Raw genomic sequence first — 15,474 nt, 5'->3', positions numbered from 1 at the left:
GTGACGGCTTCCGGCCGCGATTGCCAGTCACATATTCTTGAAGCTGTATGTGATCGGACCGCGTCCGCCGGAGCGGGCGCCGGATGCGGATCAGCCGGATTTCGCGGCCGTCTTCTTCGTGGCTGTCTTCGCCGCAGGCTTCTTTGCAGCCGCCGTCCTGGCGCCCGCCTTCTTCGCCGCGGGCTTCTTTGCCGTCTTCCGCCCGCCGCCCTTCTTCGCCGCCTTCTCGGCGATCAGCGCCAGCGCCTCGTCGAGCGTCACGGCCTCGGGCGTCAGCTCCTTCGGCAGGGTCGCGTTCACCTTTTCCCATTTGACGTAAGGACCGTAGCGGCCGGCCATGACCTGGACCGCGCCGCCATCCGGGTGGTCGCCAAGCTCACGCAAGGGGGCTGTGGCGGCGGGGCGGCCGCGCTGCGCCTTCTCCGCCAGAACCTCGACCGCGCGGTTCATGCCGATGGTGAAGACCTCCTCCACATCGGGGAGATTGGCGTAGATACGGCCATGCTTGACGTAGGGGCCATAGCGTCCGATCCCGGCCTCGACCATTTCGCCATCCTCGGGATGCGCCCCGATCTCGCGCGGCAGGTTGAGGAGTGTCAGCGCCTTTTCGAGGTCCATCGCATCCGGCGTCCAGCCTTTCGGCAGGCTGGCGCGTGGCGGCTTCGGCGTGTCTTCGGTCGCTTCTCCGCGCTGTACATAGGGGCCGAAACGGCCGGATTTCAGCCAGATATCATCGCCGCCATCCTCGCCCAGAACCCGGTCCGCCGTGCCGCTGTCTTCGCCGTTCAGGGCTGAAAGCGCGCGGGTATAGCGGCAGTTCGGGTAGTTCGAGCAGCCGATGAACGCGCCGCCGGAGCGCGCGGTCTTGAGGTTGAGCCGGCCTTCGCCGCAGGTCGGGCAGACGCGCGGGTCCGACCCGTCCTCGCGCGGCGGATAGAGATGGGGGGCGAGGAACTCGTCGATCTTCTCCAGAACCTCGCCGATTCTCAGATCGGCGGTCTCCGCGATGGCGGCGGTGAAGTCGCGCCAGAACCGGGCGAGCACCTCCTTGTAGTTCCGGTCGCCCGCCGAAATCTCGTCGAGCTCGTTCTCGAGATCGGCGGTGAAGTCGTATTCGACGTAGCGGCGGAAGAAGTTCGTGAGGAACGCGGTGACGAGCCGGCCCTTGTCCTCGGGGATCAGCCGGTTCTTGTCCTTGCGGACATAGTCGCGATCCTGGATCGTGGTGACGATCGAGGCATAGGTGGACGGGCGGCCGATCCCAAGCTCTTCCATCCGCTTGACCAGCGTCGCCTCGGTGTAGCGCGGCGGCGGCTGGGTGAAATGCTGCTCGGGCGTGATCGTCCGCTTCTCGGCCTTTTCGCCTTCCATGATCTGCGGCAGGCGGGCGCTGTCCTCGTCGCCCTCGTCGTCGCGGCCTTCGTCATAGACCTTGAGGAAACCGTCGAACATGACGACCTGCCCGGTGGCGCGCAGCACGACCTGGCCATCGGCGCTGCCGACGTCGACGGTGGTGCGCTCAAGACGCGCGGCTTCCATCTGGCTGGCGATGGTGCGCTTCCAGATCAGGTCGTAGAGCTTCTTCTGCTCGCCCTCGGCCCGAAGCTTGTCGGGCGACAGCGACATGTCGGTCGGCCGGATGCATTCATGCGCTTCCTGCGCGTTCTTGGCCTTGTTCTTGTAAAGGCGCGGGCTGGCGGGAACGTAGTCGCCCCCGAACCGGCTCTTGATCTCTTCGCGCGCCGCCGTCACCGCCTCGGGGGCCATGTCGATGCCGTCGGTCCGCATGTAGGTGATGTGGCCGGCCTCGTAGAGGCGCTGGGCGGCGGACATCGTGGCCTTCGCCCCCATGCCGAACTTGCGGCTCGCCTCCTGCTGGAGGGTCGAGGTCATGAAGGGGGCGTAAGGGTTGCGCGTTGCAGGCTTCGCCTCGACCGACTTGACGAGCAGGTCGCGCGATTTGATCGCCTGCACCGCCAGTTCGGCCGCCGTTTCGTTGGCGATGTCGAACTTGTCGAGCTTCTTGCCGCCGAGAACGGTGAGGCGGGCCTGGTACTCCTGCCCGCGCGGCGTCGTCAGCGCGGTGGTCACGGTCCAGTATTCGCGGGCGCGGAACGCCTCGATCTCCATCTCGCGCTCGACGATGAGGCGAAGGCAGACGGACTGGACGCGCCCGGCGGATTTCGCGCCGGGGAGCTTCCGCCAGAGGACGGGCGACAGATTGAAGCCGACGAGGTAGTCGAGCGCTCGGCGGGCGAGGTAGGCCTCGACCAGCGCGGTGTCGACGTCGCGGGGATGGGCCATCGCCTCACTCACGGCGGCCTTGGTGATCGCGTTGAAGGTGACGCGGCGGACGGTCTTGCCCTTCTTCAGGCTCGGCGCCAGCGCTTCCTGAAGGTGCCAGGAAATCGCCTCGCCCTCGCGGTCGGGGTCGGTGGCGAGGATCAGCGTGTCGTCGGATTTGAGCGCCTCGGTGATCGCGCGGATGTGCTTCCTGCTGTCCGACGCGACCTCCCATTTCATGTCGAATCCGTGCTCGGGGTCGACCGATCCGTCTTTCGGGGGCAGGTCCCGGACATGGCCGTAGGAGGCGAGAACCGTGTAGTCGGAACCGAGATACTTGTTGATTGTCTTGGCCTTGGCGGGGGATTCTACGACGACGACGGCCATGACTTCCTCTTGAAAACGGGTCTTTCGCTATGGGCGCGGAACATGTGGGGCAAGGGTGCCGAATGTCAATGGACCCGCGGGCACGTTGTTCCGATGACGGGTTCGCTGCTAACCTGCACGATGCCGACTTGCCGGATTGCGCAGGGTGCGGCGCCATGAAGCTGCGGCTGCTTGGAACGGCCGCCGGGCGACGTCGAAGGGGGAGTGACGATGGCACGGGCATTGGCGGCCGTTGTGTTGGTCTGGGCGGGGACAGCGGCCGCTCAGGGCTGGTATGAGCCGGAAAGGGGCAGCGCGGATCGGCGCGGGATCATGAACGCGATGCGCCCGCAGGCCGAGGTCATCTTTGGCCCGCCGGTGGAGTTCGTGGTCGGCGGCTTGCGGGTCGCCGGCGACGTTGCCTTCGCGATGGTCAGCGCCCAGCGGCCCGGCGGAACGGCGATCGACATCGCCGCGACGCCCGGTTGGCAGTCCGGCTATTTCTTGCCGGATGCGGACTGGACCGGCGGGCAGGCGTTCTTCCGGCGGACGGCCACCGGCTGGGTGGCCACCGAGGTGGTCTTCGGTGCGACCGATGTGTGGTGGGCGGAACCGATGTATTGCGCGCAGTTCCGCCCCGTCATTGCCGAGGTCTGCCCCTGAACCCGGGCCCGGCGACACAGCCGGAAAATCGCCAGCGTTGTATTGGGGGGGGTCACTCGGCCCGCGACAGGAGACCGCCCGCCTGCCTTTCGATCCGGCCGTCGAGTTCGAGCGTGAGGAGTTCCGGCGCGATGGTGGCGGCGGGAAGGGCGAGGTCGCGGATGAGTTGATCTTCGGCCACCGGGCTCGGCCCGAGCCGGTCGAGGATCTGGCGGTGAAGGGCGGCCATGCCGCGCCAGATGCGTTCGGGGGCGGGTGACGCGGCGACAGCGGGTTCCGCGATGCGCGGCTCGGCCGGGGGATCGAGCGTGAGGGCGGCAAGCACGTCGTCGACGCCGCGCACCAGCGTTGCGCCATCGCGGATCAGCATGTTGCAGCCGGAGGCGCGGCCGTCGAACGGGTGGCCGGGCACGGCCAGAACGTCCCGGCCCTGGTCAAGGGCGGTGCGCGCGGTGATCAGGCTGCCCGACCGTGCGGCCGCTTCCACCACCACGACGGCGCGGGCGAGGCCGGAAATGATGCGGTTGCGAAGGGGAAAGTGCCGGGCGAGCGGGGCAAGCCCCATCGGTTGTTCCGACAGGCGCAGCCCTTTCTCGGTGATCTCTCCCGCGAGGGCCGTGTTCTCGGCCGGATAGATCGCATCGACACCGCCCGCCATCACCGCGACGGTGCCGGTCGGCAGGGCGGCGGTATGGGCGGCAGCATCCACGCCCCGAGCGAGGCCGGAGACGACAGTGAACCCGGCGGCGCCGAGGCCCTCGGCCAGTTTCCGCGCCATGCGCGTGCCAAGCGAGGACGCGCTGCGGGCGCCGACCAGCGCCACCATCGGCCGCGCGAGGTGCGCGGGATCGCCCATCGCCCAAAGCACGGGGGGCGCGTCGGGAAGGTCGGCGAGCGCTTGTGGATAGGCGGGCTCGCCCCGGCAGAGAAGCCGCGCCCCGGCGGCTTGGCCCGCCTTGAGTTCCGCAAGGGCGACGCCTTCGGGACAGGGTTCGTAGGCCTGGACACCGGCGGCCCTGGCGATCTCCGGCAAGGCCAGGATCGCCGCCCGGGCGGTGCCGTGTTCCTCGATAAGCCGATAGAATGTCGCGACGCCGACGCGGCGGGAGCGAATGAGGCGGAGCCACGACAGTCTGTCGTCTTCCGTGGTGGGTGGGGTGAAGGGGGTGGGGTAAGAAAACAAACCTTGATCCCTCGTGCCTTCGCCTCATTCGCACGGGCAATCTGCAACCTTAAGGTTAATCAATGGTTACGATTCGCGCGGGATTGCAGGGCCTTGTGGCGAAAAATTCGCAGCCCGGGGCAGATTGCGGGCGCATCGGCCGATCGAAGTGCCGCTTTTCCCTGTCCGAGGGCGAATTTATCGCCCGGCCGTGCTACGCTCCCGCCCGTTGTTTGATCGGTATCCACCAGTGAAAACGTCGCAACAGGAAGGGAGGGGATCGTGCCCAGCGAGTTCGACCTCGGCCGCCATACGCGGACCATCACCACTTCATCGCCCGTCGCACAGAAGGCATTCGACCACGGGCTTGTCTGGCTTTACGGCTACAACCACGAGGCCGCCGTGGACGATTTCCAGCAGGCCATCGATGCCGACCCCGGATGCGGCGCGGCCTATTGGGCGCTCGCCCATGCTCTCGGCCCCAACTACAACAAGCCCTGGGAAATCTTCGACGCCGCCGAACGCAAGGCCACGTTGAAGCGCGCCCACGCGGCGATCGCGTCGGCGCTGGCGTTGAGGGACGGCCTTTCCCGCGTCGAAGCCGATCTCATAGACGCGCTCACGCACCGTTTCCCTGACGACCCGGAGGTCGAGGACTACACACCCTGGACCGACGCATTCGCCGACGCGATGCGAAAGGTCCACGCCGCCCATACCGACGACCTCGACGTCGTGGCGATCTTTGCCGAGGCGCTGATGAACCGGACGCCCTGGCATCTGTGGGACCTCGTGAAGGGCGGTCCCATGGAAGGCGCCTCGACGCTGGAGGCGCAGGCGGTCCTGGAAAAGGCGTTCGAGGAGCGCGCCGACGCCTGGGACCATCCAGGACTTCTCCACTTCTACATCCACCTGATGGAGATGTCGCCGACGCCGGAAAAGGCGTTGAAACATGGCGACCGGCTGACGGACCTCGTGCCCGACAGCGGTCATCTGATCCACATGGCGACGCATATCGACGTCCTTTGCGGGGATTATCAGAGCGTCGTCGCGCGAAACCGGTGGGCCGCCGAGATCGACCGCAAGTACGAAGCCTTTGCGGGCGGGGAGAACTTCTACACCGTCTACCGCATTCACAATGTCCATTTCGAGGCTTACGGCGCGATGTTCCTCGGCCAGCCGGAGGTCGCGCTCGCCGCGTCGGAACGGCTGATGGAGATGCTGCCCGATCCGGTCGTGCGCTACATGCCGGAGCTGTTCGAAAGCTTCTACGGCAAGAAGATCCACGCCATGATCCGGTTCGGCAACTGGCAGGGGATACTCGACGAACCTTTCCCCGAGGATCGCGCGCTTTACTGCTACACGACCGCCGCGATGCATCAGGCGCGGGCCATCGCGCTGGCCAATCTCGGGCGGCATGGGGAGGCGGCGGACGAGCGCGAGCGGGCCGTGTCCGCGCGAAAGGCGATTCCGGAGCAGTGGATGGTCTTCAACAACACCTGCGAGGACGTGCTTCAGGTCGGCGAGGCGATGATGGACGGCGAGATCGCGTTCAAGGCCGGCCGCATCGACGAAGGGCTCGCCCATCTGCGGAGGAGCGTCGAACTGGACGACAATCTCGTCTACGACGAGCCCTGGGGCTGGATGCAGCCGACCCGCCACGCGCTCGGCGCGCTACTGATGGAGGCGCAGAAGTTCGACGAGGCGGAGGCGGTGTATCGCGCCGATCTCGGGCTCGACGATACGCTGGCACGGCCCTGCCAGCATCCTCGCAACGTCTGGAGCCTGCACGGGCTTCATGAATGCCTTGTCCGACGCGGGGAACTGACCGAAGCAAGGCATATCAAGCTGCAACTCGATCAGGCGGCGGCGCGGGCCACGGTGCCGATCCGTGCCTCCTGCTATTGCCGGAGCAAGCTGCGCGCCGCGTGAAATTCGGCGGTTCGGCGTCTCAGGCCGCCGAGCCGCCCACCGTCAGTCCGCCGATCAGCAGGGTGGGCTGGCCGACGCCCACCGGGACCCACTGACCCGCCTTGCCACAATTGCCGATGCCGGGGTCGAGGGTCATGTCGTTGCCGATCGCGCGGATGTTCTTGAGCGCGGTCGCCCCGTCGCCGATCAGCGTGGCGCCCTTCACCGGGTCGCCCACGACACCGTTCTTCACCCGGTAGGCCTCGGTGCAGGAAAAGACGAACTTGCCGTTGGTGATGTCGACCTGTCCGCCGCCGAAGCCCACGGCATAGATGCCGTCCTTGACATCGGCCACCACATCTTCGGGGCGGGCGTCGCCACCCAGCATGTAGGTGTTGGTCATCCGCGGCATCGGGATGTGGGCGAAGCTTTCACGGCGTCCGTTGCCGGTCGGTTTTACCCCCATCAGGCGGGCATTCTGCCGGTCCTGCATGAACCCAACGAGCACGCCGTCCTCGATCAGGACGTTCTTGCCCGAGGGTGTGCCCTCATCGTCGACGGTGATGGAGCCGCGCCGGTCCGGGATCGTGCCGTCGTCCAGAACCGTCACGCCTTTCGCGGCGACCTGTTGGCCCATCAGCCCGGCGAACGCCGAGGTCTTCTTGCGGTTGAAGTCGCCCTCAAGCCCATGGCCCACCGCTTCATGCAGAAGGATGCCGGGCCAGCCGGCGCCGAGCGCCACGTCCATCACGCCGGCCGGGGCGGGCACCGCGCGCAGGTTGACGAGCGCGATCCGCAGCGCCTCGCGCGCCGTCGCCTGCCAGTGATCCTCGGTCATCAGCGCCGCGAGACCGGCGCGGCCGCCGCCCCCGTGACTGCCGGATTCGCGGCGTCCGTTCTCTTCGACGATCACCGAGACGTTGAGCCGGGCCATCGGCCGGATGTCCGAGACGAGGCCACCCTCGGGGCGAAGGATGAAGACCTCCTGCAAGGATGCGGCGATGGTGGCCGAGACCTGCACGACGCGGGGGTCGAGGGCGCGGGCATAGGCGTCGATCTCGCGCAGCGTCTCTACCTTCACGCCGAAGGTGGCGTCGGCCATCGGGTCGGCGTCGGTGTAGAGCTTCAGGTTCGTGCCCCGCGGCGGGGCCGCGAGTGTGCCGCCGCCCTCGCCGACGGCGAGGCGCGCGGTCTCGGCCGCGCGCCGCAATGCAGCCTCGGAAATCTCGGTCGAATGCGCATAGCCCGCGACCTCGCCCCGGATCGCGCGAAGGCCGAACCCTTCGGAGGCGTCGTAGCTGGCATTCCGCAGCCGGCCGTCGTCGAAGACCAGCGATTCCGAGCGCCGGCGTTCGAGGAAAAGTTCCCCGTCATCGGCGCCCGAGGTCGCCTCGCGCAGAATCGCGAGCGCGCCTTCGGGGTCGAGATGGGTCTCGAACGGGGAAAACCGGCCGTCTGTCATTGTCATCGCCCCCAGCAGTCTTTGATTTGGATCAAAAGTGGCTCTTTGCCGCAATGGTTTCGCTTGTCGCACTCCCTCTAATATGATTTTAGAGTGCGCGGATACAACCGCCCGGCCCGAGGGAGTTTTCGGGGTCGGACGAGACTGAAAGCGGCGGGTAGAAGCCGCGGCAGGAACGGGAACACGACATGCGCTTTGCGACCATTCTTTCCGGCCTCGGGGCCATCTTCACCTCCAGCCTCATCGCTGGCGCCGTATGGGCGCAGGACGGAATCACCGGGCTTGAGGTCGTCGGGGCGCCGCATCCCGGTGGCACCGGCTTCCACCCGGCGGTAACGGAACTCGCACACGAACAGCAGTGGCTGGACCACATGCTGCTCTACCTCTGCATCGCGGTCGTCGCCGTCGTGGTGACCCTGCTCTTGGTGGTAATCCTGCGGTTCAACAGCCGCGCCAACCCGACGCCGGCGAAGTTCACCCACAACACGCCGCTCGAAATCGCATGGACGCTGGTTCCTGTGCTGATTCTCGTGGTGCTCGGCTCGTTCTCGCTGCCGACGCTGTTCAAGCAGGTGGAGATTCCGAAGGCGGACATCGTGGTGAAGGTGATCGGGAACCAGTGGTTCTGGTCCTACGAGTACCCGGATGAGGGCATTTCCTTCGACGCGTTCCTGCTAGGGCGCGAGGAGTTGGAAGCCGCGGGCTATACCCAGGATGAATACCTGCTGGCCGCTGACAATGCGGTCGTGCTGCCGGTCAACAAGACCGTCGTCGTCCAGGTGACGGCCACCGACGTGATCCATGCCTGGTACGTGCCGGCCTTCGCGGTGCAGCATTCGGCCGTTCCGGGCCGCATCGGCGAGCTTTGGTTCAAGCCGGAGAAGGAAGGCATCTACTTCGGCCAGTGCACCACGCTTTGCGGCAAGGACCACGCCTACATGCCGATCACCGTCAAGGTGGTCAGCCAGGAGGTCTACGACGACTGGGTCGCGCGCACCAAGACCGCCGCTCTCGGCACGTCCGCGCCGGTTCAGGTGGCATCGGCCGACTGACGGCCGCCAGGCGAGCGCGGAACGCCGCGCCCGCCTGACAGGGAGGGGACCCGATGAGCGATCTGAGCGCCATTGACCACGGGCAGGAGGCGGGCTTCGGCGATTACGTCCAGCTCCTGAAGCCGCGTGTCATGTCGCTGGTGGTCTTCACCGCGATGGTCGGGCTGATCGTGGCGCCCGTTTCGGTCCATCCGTTCGTCGCCTTCACCGCGATCCTCTTCATCGCGCTCGGTGGCGGTGCGTCGGGCGCCCTGAACATGTGGTATGACGCCGATATCGACCGGGTAATGCGGCGGACGCAGTCGCGGCCGATCCCGTCCGGCCGTGTCACCGAAGGCGAGGCGCTGGGCCTTGGCCTTGCGCTTTCGGGCCTCTCTTGCCTGATGCTCGGGCTCGCCGCGAACTGGTTCGCGGGCGCGTTCCTGGGCTTCACGATCTTCTTTTACGTCGTCGTTTACACGATGTGGCTCAAGCGTTCGACGCCGCAGAACATCGTCATCGGCGGCGCGGCCGGGGCCTTTCCTCCGATGATCGGCTGGGCCGTGGCGACGGGCGGCGTTTCGCTCGAATCGCTTTTGATGTTCGGTCTGATCTTCATGTGGACGCCGCCGCATTTCTGGGCGCTCGCGCTTTTCATGAAGGACGACTATTCCAAGGCAGGCGTGCCGATGCTGACGGTCACGCATGGCCGGGCGGCAACCCGCAAACACATCCTCGTCTACACGCTCCTGCTCGCGCCGATGGCGCTGGCGCTGGCGCTTACCTCGATCGGCGGGCCGGTCACGCTGGTGACGGCCGTGGTCCTGAACCTGATGTTCATCCGCGGCGCGATCCGCATCGTCCGTCGCGACGAGGGACAGGCCGAGGCGGACGGCTACAAGGCCGAGAAGGCGTTCTTCCGCTTCTCGCTCGCCTATCTTTTCCTGCATTTCGGTGCGCTTCTGGTCGAGACGAGCCTGGCGCCCTTTGGGCTTGGAGGGTGGTAATGGCCATTCACCGCGATCATGAGATTCACGGCCGCCGCTTCGGGCGCAACCTCGGTCTCGGTCTCGTCCTCGGCGCCTTCGTTGCGCTGGTGTTCGGTCTGACGGTCGTGAAGATCTCGCATCTTGAGGAGGGCCAGCTTCCGGCCTCGGAGGCGAAGCAATGAAGCGGCTGGAGGGCAACAACCGCGTGGCGGCGATGCTGGTCGGCGTGGTCGTGACGATGGGAGCGCTCGCCTGGGCGGCGGTGCCATTCTACTCCTGGTTCTGCCGGGTGACCGGCTATGCCGGCACGCCGAGCATACGGGCCGATGGCGCAGCCGAAGTGCTGGACGAACTCGTCACCGTGCGGTTCGACGCGAATACCGATCCCGACATGCCGTGGGAATTCCACCCGGCCCAGCGCGAGATGACGCTGAAGATCGGCGAAACCGGAATGGCCTTCTACGAGGCCTACAATCCGACCGATCATCCCGTCGCCGGCACGGCGAGCTACAATGTCGCCCCCGACCTCGCGGGCTATTACTTCACCAAGATCCAGTGCTTCTGCTTTACCGAACAGGTGTTGCAGCCGGGCGAGCGGGTCGAGATGCCGGTCATCTTCTACGTCGACCCGGACCTCGTGAAGGACCGTGACGCCGGGCGTATCCGGAATATCACGCTCTCCTACACATTCTACCAAACCGAACTGCCGGGCGAGCAGGCGAGTCTTTCGCACGCAAAAACGGCCGACTATAACTGAGGCCAAATCAGGGAAACCGACATGGCGCACGCAAAAAACCACGACTACCACATCCTTCCGCCCTCGCTTTGGCCGTTCCTCGGGGCCCTCGGCGGCTTCGTCATGCTTTTCGGTGCCGTCCTGTGGATGAAGTCGATCACGCCCTTCATGTTCCTGATCGGCGTCGCGCTGGTCCTCTACGTCATGTACGGCTGGTGGTCGGACGTGGTGCACGAGGGCAATACCGGCGACCATACGCCTGTCGTGCGGATCGGCCTGCGCTACGGCTTCATCCTCTTCATCATGTCCGAGGTCATGTTCTTCTCGGCATGGTTCTGGACCTTCTTCAAGCACGCGCTTTATCCGATGGGGCCGATGAGCCCGATCGTCGACGGTGTCTGGCCGCCGGCGGGGATCGAGACCTTTGACCCCTGGCACCTGCCGCTCATGAACACGCTGATCCTGCTTTGCTCGGGGGCGGCGGCGACTTGGGCGCACCATGCGATCGCGCATGATAACAACCGCAAGGACATGATCAACGGCCTCGCGCTGGCCGTGTTCCTCGGGGTCTGCTTCACCATCCTTCAGGCCTTCGAATACAGCCATGCCGCCTTCGGCTTCGCCGGCAACATCTACGGCGCCTCGTTCTTCATGGCGACAGGCTTCCACGGCGCCCATGTCATCATCGGAACGATCTTCCTTCTGGTCTGCATGATCCGTGCGACGAAGGGCGACTTCACGCCCGAGCAGCATGTCGGCTTCGAGGCCGCCGCCTGGTACTGGCACTTCGTCGACGTCGTGTGGCTTTTCCTCTTCGCCGCGATCTATATCTGGGGCAGCGCCTGATCCGGCCGGTCGGATTTGAGTATTTTTTCCAAGAAGAAATGAGGGGCGCGGGGTCATCCGGCGCCCCTTCGATGTGGAGCCGATGAAGCGTTATCTCTCCGCCCTGATCCTCGGTGCCGGCGGCATCGCCATCCTGATGTCGCTCGGCTTCTGGCAGGTGCGCCGGTTGGCATGGAAAGAGGGCGTCATCGCCGCGATCGAGGCGAAGATCGGCGACGAACCGGCGGCTTTTGACGGTATCGCCGGCCCCGATCCGGAGCGCGACCAGTACCGGCCGGTGACGGCGACAGGGAGGATCGGGCAGGCGTATCTCAGGATTCTGTCCGGCCAGAAATATGTCGGCAGCGGTTACCGCATCATCTCTCCGTTCATAGTCGGCGACCGCACCGTGATGATCGACCGGGGGTTCGTCGCCGAGGATGAAGGGCCGCCACCGATGCACGCCGCGCCTGTCACGATCACCGGAAACCTGCTCTGGCCGCAGGACGCCGACAGCTACACCCCGGCACCGGATCTCGCGAAGAATATCTGGTTCGCGCGCGACGTCGAGGCAATGGCCGGGGCACTGCATGCCGAACCCGTGCTGATCGTCGGGCGCGACGGTCCCGATGACCGGCCGGTCACGCCTGATCCGGTCGATACCGCGTCGATCCCCAACGACCACCGGCAATACGCGATCACCTGGTTTTCGCTCGCGGGGGTCTGGGCGGGGATGACAGCGTTTCTTCTCTGGCGTATCAGGCAGCGGACGAATTGAGGACCGACATGCGTTATGTATCCACCCGGGGGCAGGCCCCGACCTTGGGCTTCGGCGAGGCGATGCTGACCGGCCTTGCCCGTGACGGCGGCCTCTATGTGCCCGAGACCGTCCCGGTGCTCACGGCAGACGAGATCGCGGATCTTGGCGGGCTGTCCTACGAGGAGGCCGCCTTCCGGGTGATGCGCCCCTTCGTCGGCGACGCCTTCACCGATGCCGAGTTCCGAGCCGCCATCGATGCCGCCTATGCCGGGTTCGGCCATACCGCCCGGGCCCCCTTGGTGCAGCTCGCGCCGAACCACTTCCTGCTGGAGCTTTTCCACGGCCCGACGCTCGCCTTCAAGGACTTCGCGATGCAGCTCATCGGCCAGCTCTTCCAGATCGCGCTCGCGCGCGACGGAAAGCGGGTGACGATCGTCGGCGCGACCTCCGGCGACACGGGTTCGGCGGCGATCGAGGCGTTCCGGGGCCTTGCCAATGTCGATGTCTTCATCCTCTTCCCGCATGGCCGGGTGTCCGACGTCCAGCGCCGGCAGATGACGACGCCCTCGGAGGACAATGTCCACGCCCTCGCGCTCGACGGCGATTTCGACGATTGTCAGGCGCGGCTCAAGGACATGTTCAACCATTTCGAGTTCCGCGACGCGGTCGGCCTTGCCGGTGTGAACTCGATCAACTGGGCGCGGGTGCTGGCGCAGGTCGTCTATTACTTCACCTCGGCGGTGTCGCTCGGCGCGCCGGGGCGGAGGGTAAGCTTCACCGTTCCCACCGGCAATTTCGGCGACATCTTCGCCGGCACCATCGCGAAGCGTATGGGGCTCCCCGTCGACAAGCTGGTGATCGCGACGAACCAGAACGACATCCTCCACCGCTGCCTCACCACCGGGCGCTATGAGACGACGGGGGTGACGCCCTCGATCTCGCCCTCGATGGATATCCAGGTCTCCTCGAACTTCGAACGCGCGCTCTTCGATGCCTATGGCCGCGACGGAAGGGCTGTGGCGCAGCTCATGGACGAGATGAAGGCCGAGGGCGGCTTCAGCGTCAGCCAGGGCGCGCTTCAGTCCCTGCGCGATCTCTACGCCTCGGGCCACGTGTCCGAGGAGGAGACGCTTGCCACCATCGCGCGGATGCGGGCGACGACCGGAGAGCTTCTCTGCCCGCATTCCGCCGTCGGCGTCGCGGTCGCCGAGGCGCATCGCGATCCGTCGGTGCCGATGATCACGCTCGCCACCGCCCATCCGGCGAAGTTTCCCGACGCGGTCGAGAAGGCGAGCGGCCACCGTCCGCCCTTGCCCGACCGCATGGCCGATCTTTTCTCGCGCCCCGAACGTGTTACACGTGTTCCGAACGACCTCGCCGCCCTTGAGGCGCTGGTACATGAAAGGCGCAGGCGGTGACCACGCAACTGACGACGCTTCCGAACGGCCTGAGGATCGTGACCGAGCGGATGCCGGGCCTTGCCTCGGCCTCCATCGGTATCTGGCTGACCGCCGGCGGACGGCATGAACGGCCCGAGCAGAACGGCATCGCGCATTTCCTCGAACACATGGCGTTCAAGGGTACGGCCCGGCGCAGCGCCTTGCAGATCGCCGAGGAGATCGAGGATGTCGGCGGCTACATCAACGCCTATACCAGCCGCGAGATGACCGCCTATTACGCGCGGGTGCTGGAGGCGGACGTGCCGCTCGCGCTTGACGTGATCTCGGACATCGTTCTCAATCCGGCCTTCGATCCGAAGGAGATCGAGACCGAGCGCCACGTCATCCTGCAGGAGATCGGCCAGGCGCTGGATACGCCCGACGACATCATCTTCGACTGGCTGCAGGAAGCGGCCTTTCCCGATCAGGCGCTTGGCCGCACCATCCTCGGCCCGGCCGAGCGGGTCTCGGCCTTCGGTCGTGCCGACCTCACAGACTTTGTCGGCGAGCATTACGGTCCGGACCAGATGATCCTTTCGGCCGCCGGCGCCGTCGATCACGCTGCCATCGTCCGAGAGGCGGAGGCGCTGTTCGGCCACCTGAAGCCGGTGGGACGTCGGATGCTTCAGCCGGCGCGCTGGTCCGGCGGGGAGCGGCGCGAGACGAAAGACCTCGAACAGGTGCATTTCGCGCTCGGCTTCCAGGGGCCGGGCGTGCGGGACGTCGATTTCTTCACCGCGCAGGTCTATACGACGGCGCTCGGCGGCGGCATGTCCTCGCGCCTCTTCCAGAAGATCCGCGAGGAACGCGGGCTCTGCTATTCGATCTACGCGCAGTCCGGCAGCTACGACGACACCGGCATGATCACCATCTATGCCGGCACCTCGGCCGAGGAGATCGCCGATCTCTCCGGGCTGACCATCGACGAGATGAAGCGCGCGGCCGAGGACATGACCGAGGCCGAGATCGCGCGGGCGCGGGCGCAGATGAAGGCGGGATTGCTGATGGGGTTGGAGAGCCCCTCGGGGCGCGCCGAACGGATGGCGCGTCATATCGCGATCTGGGGGCGGGTGCAGTCCGCCGAGGAAACGACCGCCGAGATCGAAGCGGTGGGCCGGTCTGCGGTCCTCGACTTTGCCGAGCGGCTGGTCGGCGGCGCCACGACGGCACTCGCACTTTACGGCCCGGTCGGGGGCGCGCCGGCGCTGGACGCCTTGCGCGGCAGGCTCGCGGCTTGATGCTCGTCCGCCGGCGCAAGGTCCGGATCGAAACTGAGCGGATGACGCTGCGGTTGCCGCAACATTCGGACTTTCGGGCCTGGGCATCCCTGCGGGCCGAAAGCCGCGCGTTCCTGGAGCCGTGGGAGCCCGTCTGGTCGGCAGACCACCTGAGCCGCAAGGCGTTCACCAACCGGGTCTACTGGGCGGCGCGGGCGCATGCGGGCGGCACGGCGCTGCCGCTCTTTCTGATCAGGCGGTCGGACGACAGCCTTCTTGGCGCGGTGACGGTCGACAATATCCGCCGTGGCCCGGCGCAGGCGGCGACGATCGGCTACTGGATCGGCGCGCCCTTCGCCCGGCAGGGCTACATGGCGGAAGCCCTCCGCGCCGTCATCCACCATTGCTTCACGGTGCTCGACCTAAGCCGCATCGAAAGCGCCTGCTTGCCGGAAAACGCCGCCTCGCGCGGGGTGCTGGAGAAGACAGGCTACAAGTACGAAGGCGTCGCGCAGAGCTATCTTCAGATCAATGGCCGCTGGCGCAACCACGTGCTTTACGCCAACCTTCGGAGCGACCGGAGGGGGCGGACCGGGGCCGGTTGATCACGCAAGCGTGAAGTCGGGCGAAACT

At 66.3% G+C, this 15,474-nt stretch carries 14 protein-coding genes; 11 read left to right on the top strand and 3 right to left on the bottom strand.

What is annotated here, in order from left to right; genetic code table 11:
• Positions 1-90 precede the first annotated feature (90 nt).
• A complete protein-coding gene (topA, locus tag V5734_RS18380) occupies positions 91-2,670 on the bottom strand; it encodes a type I DNA topoisomerase (protein ID WP_347311055.1) in 2,580 nt (859 codons plus the stop codon).
• A 210-nt stretch (positions 2,671-2,880) separates the two neighbouring features.
• Between topA and V5734_RS18375 the strand changes: the two genes are divergently transcribed.
• Complete coding sequence (locus tag V5734_RS18375) at positions 2,881-3,312, top strand: hypothetical protein (protein ID WP_347311054.1); 432 nt, start codon at positions 2,881-2,883, stop codon at positions 3,310-3,312.
• Between the two features lie 52 nt (positions 3,313-3,364).
• Here the strand turns inward: V5734_RS18375 and dprA are convergent, their stop codons facing one another.
• Positions 3,365-4,495, bottom strand: a complete 1,131-nt coding sequence (gene dprA / locus V5734_RS18370; RefSeq protein WP_347311053.1) for a DNA-processing protein DprA — start codon at positions 4,493-4,495, stop codon at positions 3,365-3,367.
• A gap of 261 nt (positions 4,496-4,756) precedes the next feature.
• On the opposite strand from dprA, the gene V5734_RS18365 reads away from it, so the two are divergent.
• The gene (locus V5734_RS18365; RefSeq protein ID WP_347311052.1) at positions 4,757-6,403 is read left to right on the top strand and encodes a hypothetical protein; all 1,647 of its coding nucleotides are present in this window, start codon (positions 4,757-4,759) and stop codon (positions 6,401-6,403) included.
• 19 nt (positions 6,404-6,422) lie between these two features.
• On the opposite strand, the gene tldD is transcribed toward V5734_RS18365, so the two are convergent.
• Positions 6,423-7,844, bottom strand: coding sequence for a metalloprotease TldD (tldD, locus tag V5734_RS18360; RefSeq protein WP_347311051.1), 1,422 nt, complete (start codon positions 7,842-7,844; stop codon positions 6,423-6,425).
• Between the two features lie 188 nt (positions 7,845-8,032).
• Here tldD and coxB point away from each other — a divergent pair, with 188 nt between their 5' ends.
• The 9 genes from coxB to V5734_RS18315 all read left to right on the top strand — a co-directional run bounded on the left by coxB (position 8,033) and on the right by V5734_RS18315 (position 15,446).
• Positions 8,033-8,896, top strand: a complete 864-nt coding sequence (gene coxB, locus V5734_RS18355; protein WP_347311050.1) for a cytochrome c oxidase subunit II — start codon at positions 8,033-8,035, stop codon at positions 8,894-8,896.
• A 53-nt stretch (positions 8,897-8,949) separates the two neighbouring features.
• Positions 8,950-9,882, top strand: coding sequence for a heme o synthase (gene cyoE, locus V5734_RS18350; protein WP_347311049.1), 933 nt, complete (start codon positions 8,950-8,952; stop codon positions 9,880-9,882).
• Positions 9,882-10,046 carry a hypothetical protein gene (locus tag V5734_RS18345; RefSeq protein ID WP_347311048.1) on the top strand — a complete coding sequence of 55 codons (165 nt, stop codon included), beginning with the start codon at positions 9,882-9,884 and terminating at the stop codon, positions 10,044-10,046. The genes cyoE and V5734_RS18345 overlap by 1 nt, the downstream gene beginning before the upstream one ends.
• Entirely contained in the window at positions 10,043-10,621 is a 579-nt protein-coding gene (locus V5734_RS18340; RefSeq protein ID WP_347311047.1) for a cytochrome c oxidase assembly protein, read from the top strand. Before V5734_RS18345 ends, V5734_RS18340 begins: the two co-directional genes overlap by 4 nt.
• A gap of 21 nt (positions 10,622-10,642) precedes the next feature.
• Complete coding sequence (locus tag V5734_RS18335) at positions 10,643-11,446, top strand: cytochrome c oxidase subunit 3 (RefSeq protein ID WP_347311046.1); 804 nt, start codon at positions 10,643-10,645, stop codon at positions 11,444-11,446.
• A gap of 82 nt (positions 11,447-11,528) precedes the next feature.
• Positions 11,529-12,203, top strand: coding sequence for an SURF1 family protein (locus tag V5734_RS18330; RefSeq protein WP_347311045.1), 675 nt, complete (start codon positions 11,529-11,531; stop codon positions 12,201-12,203).
• A gap of 8 nt (positions 12,204-12,211) precedes the next feature.
• A complete protein-coding gene (thrC, locus tag V5734_RS18325) occupies positions 12,212-13,603 on the top strand; it encodes a threonine synthase (protein ID WP_347311044.1) in 1,392 nt (463 codons plus the stop codon).
• Complete coding sequence (locus V5734_RS18320) at positions 13,600-14,862, top strand: M16 family metallopeptidase (RefSeq protein ID WP_347311043.1); 1,263 nt, start codon at positions 13,600-13,602, stop codon at positions 14,860-14,862. Before thrC ends, V5734_RS18320 begins: the two co-directional genes overlap by 4 nt.
• Positions 14,862-15,446: a GNAT family N-acetyltransferase gene (locus V5734_RS18315; protein ID WP_347313664.1), complete on the top strand. Its 585-nt coding sequence runs from the start codon at positions 14,862-14,864 to the stop codon at positions 15,444-15,446. The genes V5734_RS18320 and V5734_RS18315 overlap by 1 nt, the downstream gene beginning before the upstream one ends.
• The last annotated feature ends 28 nt before the right edge of the window (positions 15,447-15,474 follow it).

The sequence above is a fragment of the Defluviimonas sp. SAOS-178_SWC genome (assembly GCF_039830135.1).
Taxonomy (GTDB): Bacteria; Pseudomonadota; Alphaproteobacteria; order Rhodobacterales; family Rhodobacteraceae; genus Albidovulum.
The sequence above is the reverse complement of the archived record's forward strand: the minus strand, read 5'-3'. Positions and strand labels throughout refer to the sequence as shown.

Excerpts from the sequence above, each read along its gene's own strand:
- topA (WP_347311055.1), bottom strand. The coding sequence starts at position 2,670 with ATGGCCGTCGTCGTCGTAGAATCCCCCGCCAAGGCCAAGACAATCAAC.
- V5734_RS18375 (WP_347311054.1), top strand. The coding sequence starts at position 2,881 with ATGGCACGGGCATTGGCGGCCGTTGTGTTGGTCTGGGCGGGGACAGCG.
- tldD (WP_347311051.1), bottom strand. The coding sequence starts at position 7,844 with ATGACAGACGGCCGGTTTTCCCCGTTCGAGACCCATCTCGACCCCGAA.
- coxB (WP_347311050.1), top strand. The coding sequence starts at position 8,033 with ATGCGCTTTGCGACCATTCTTTCCGGCCTCGGGGCCATCTTCACCTCC.
- cyoE (WP_347311049.1), top strand. The coding sequence starts at position 8,950 with ATGAGCGATCTGAGCGCCATTGACCACGGGCAGGAGGCGGGCTTCGGC.
- V5734_RS18345 (WP_347311048.1), top strand. The coding sequence starts at position 9,882 with ATGGCCATTCACCGCGATCATGAGATTCACGGCCGCCGCTTCGGGCGC.
- V5734_RS18340 (WP_347311047.1), top strand. The coding sequence starts at position 10,043 with ATGAAGCGGCTGGAGGGCAACAACCGCGTGGCGGCGATGCTGGTCGGC.
- V5734_RS18335 (WP_347311046.1), top strand. The coding sequence starts at position 10,643 with ATGGCGCACGCAAAAAACCACGACTACCACATCCTTCCGCCCTCGCTT.
- V5734_RS18330 (WP_347311045.1), top strand. The coding sequence starts at position 11,529 with ATGAAGCGTTATCTCTCCGCCCTGATCCTCGGTGCCGGCGGCATCGCC.
- thrC (WP_347311044.1), top strand. The coding sequence starts at position 12,212 with ATGCGTTATGTATCCACCCGGGGGCAGGCCCCGACCTTGGGCTTCGGC.
- V5734_RS18315 (WP_347313664.1), top strand. The coding sequence starts at position 14,862 with ATGCTCGTCCGCCGGCGCAAGGTCCGGATCGAAACTGAGCGGATGACG.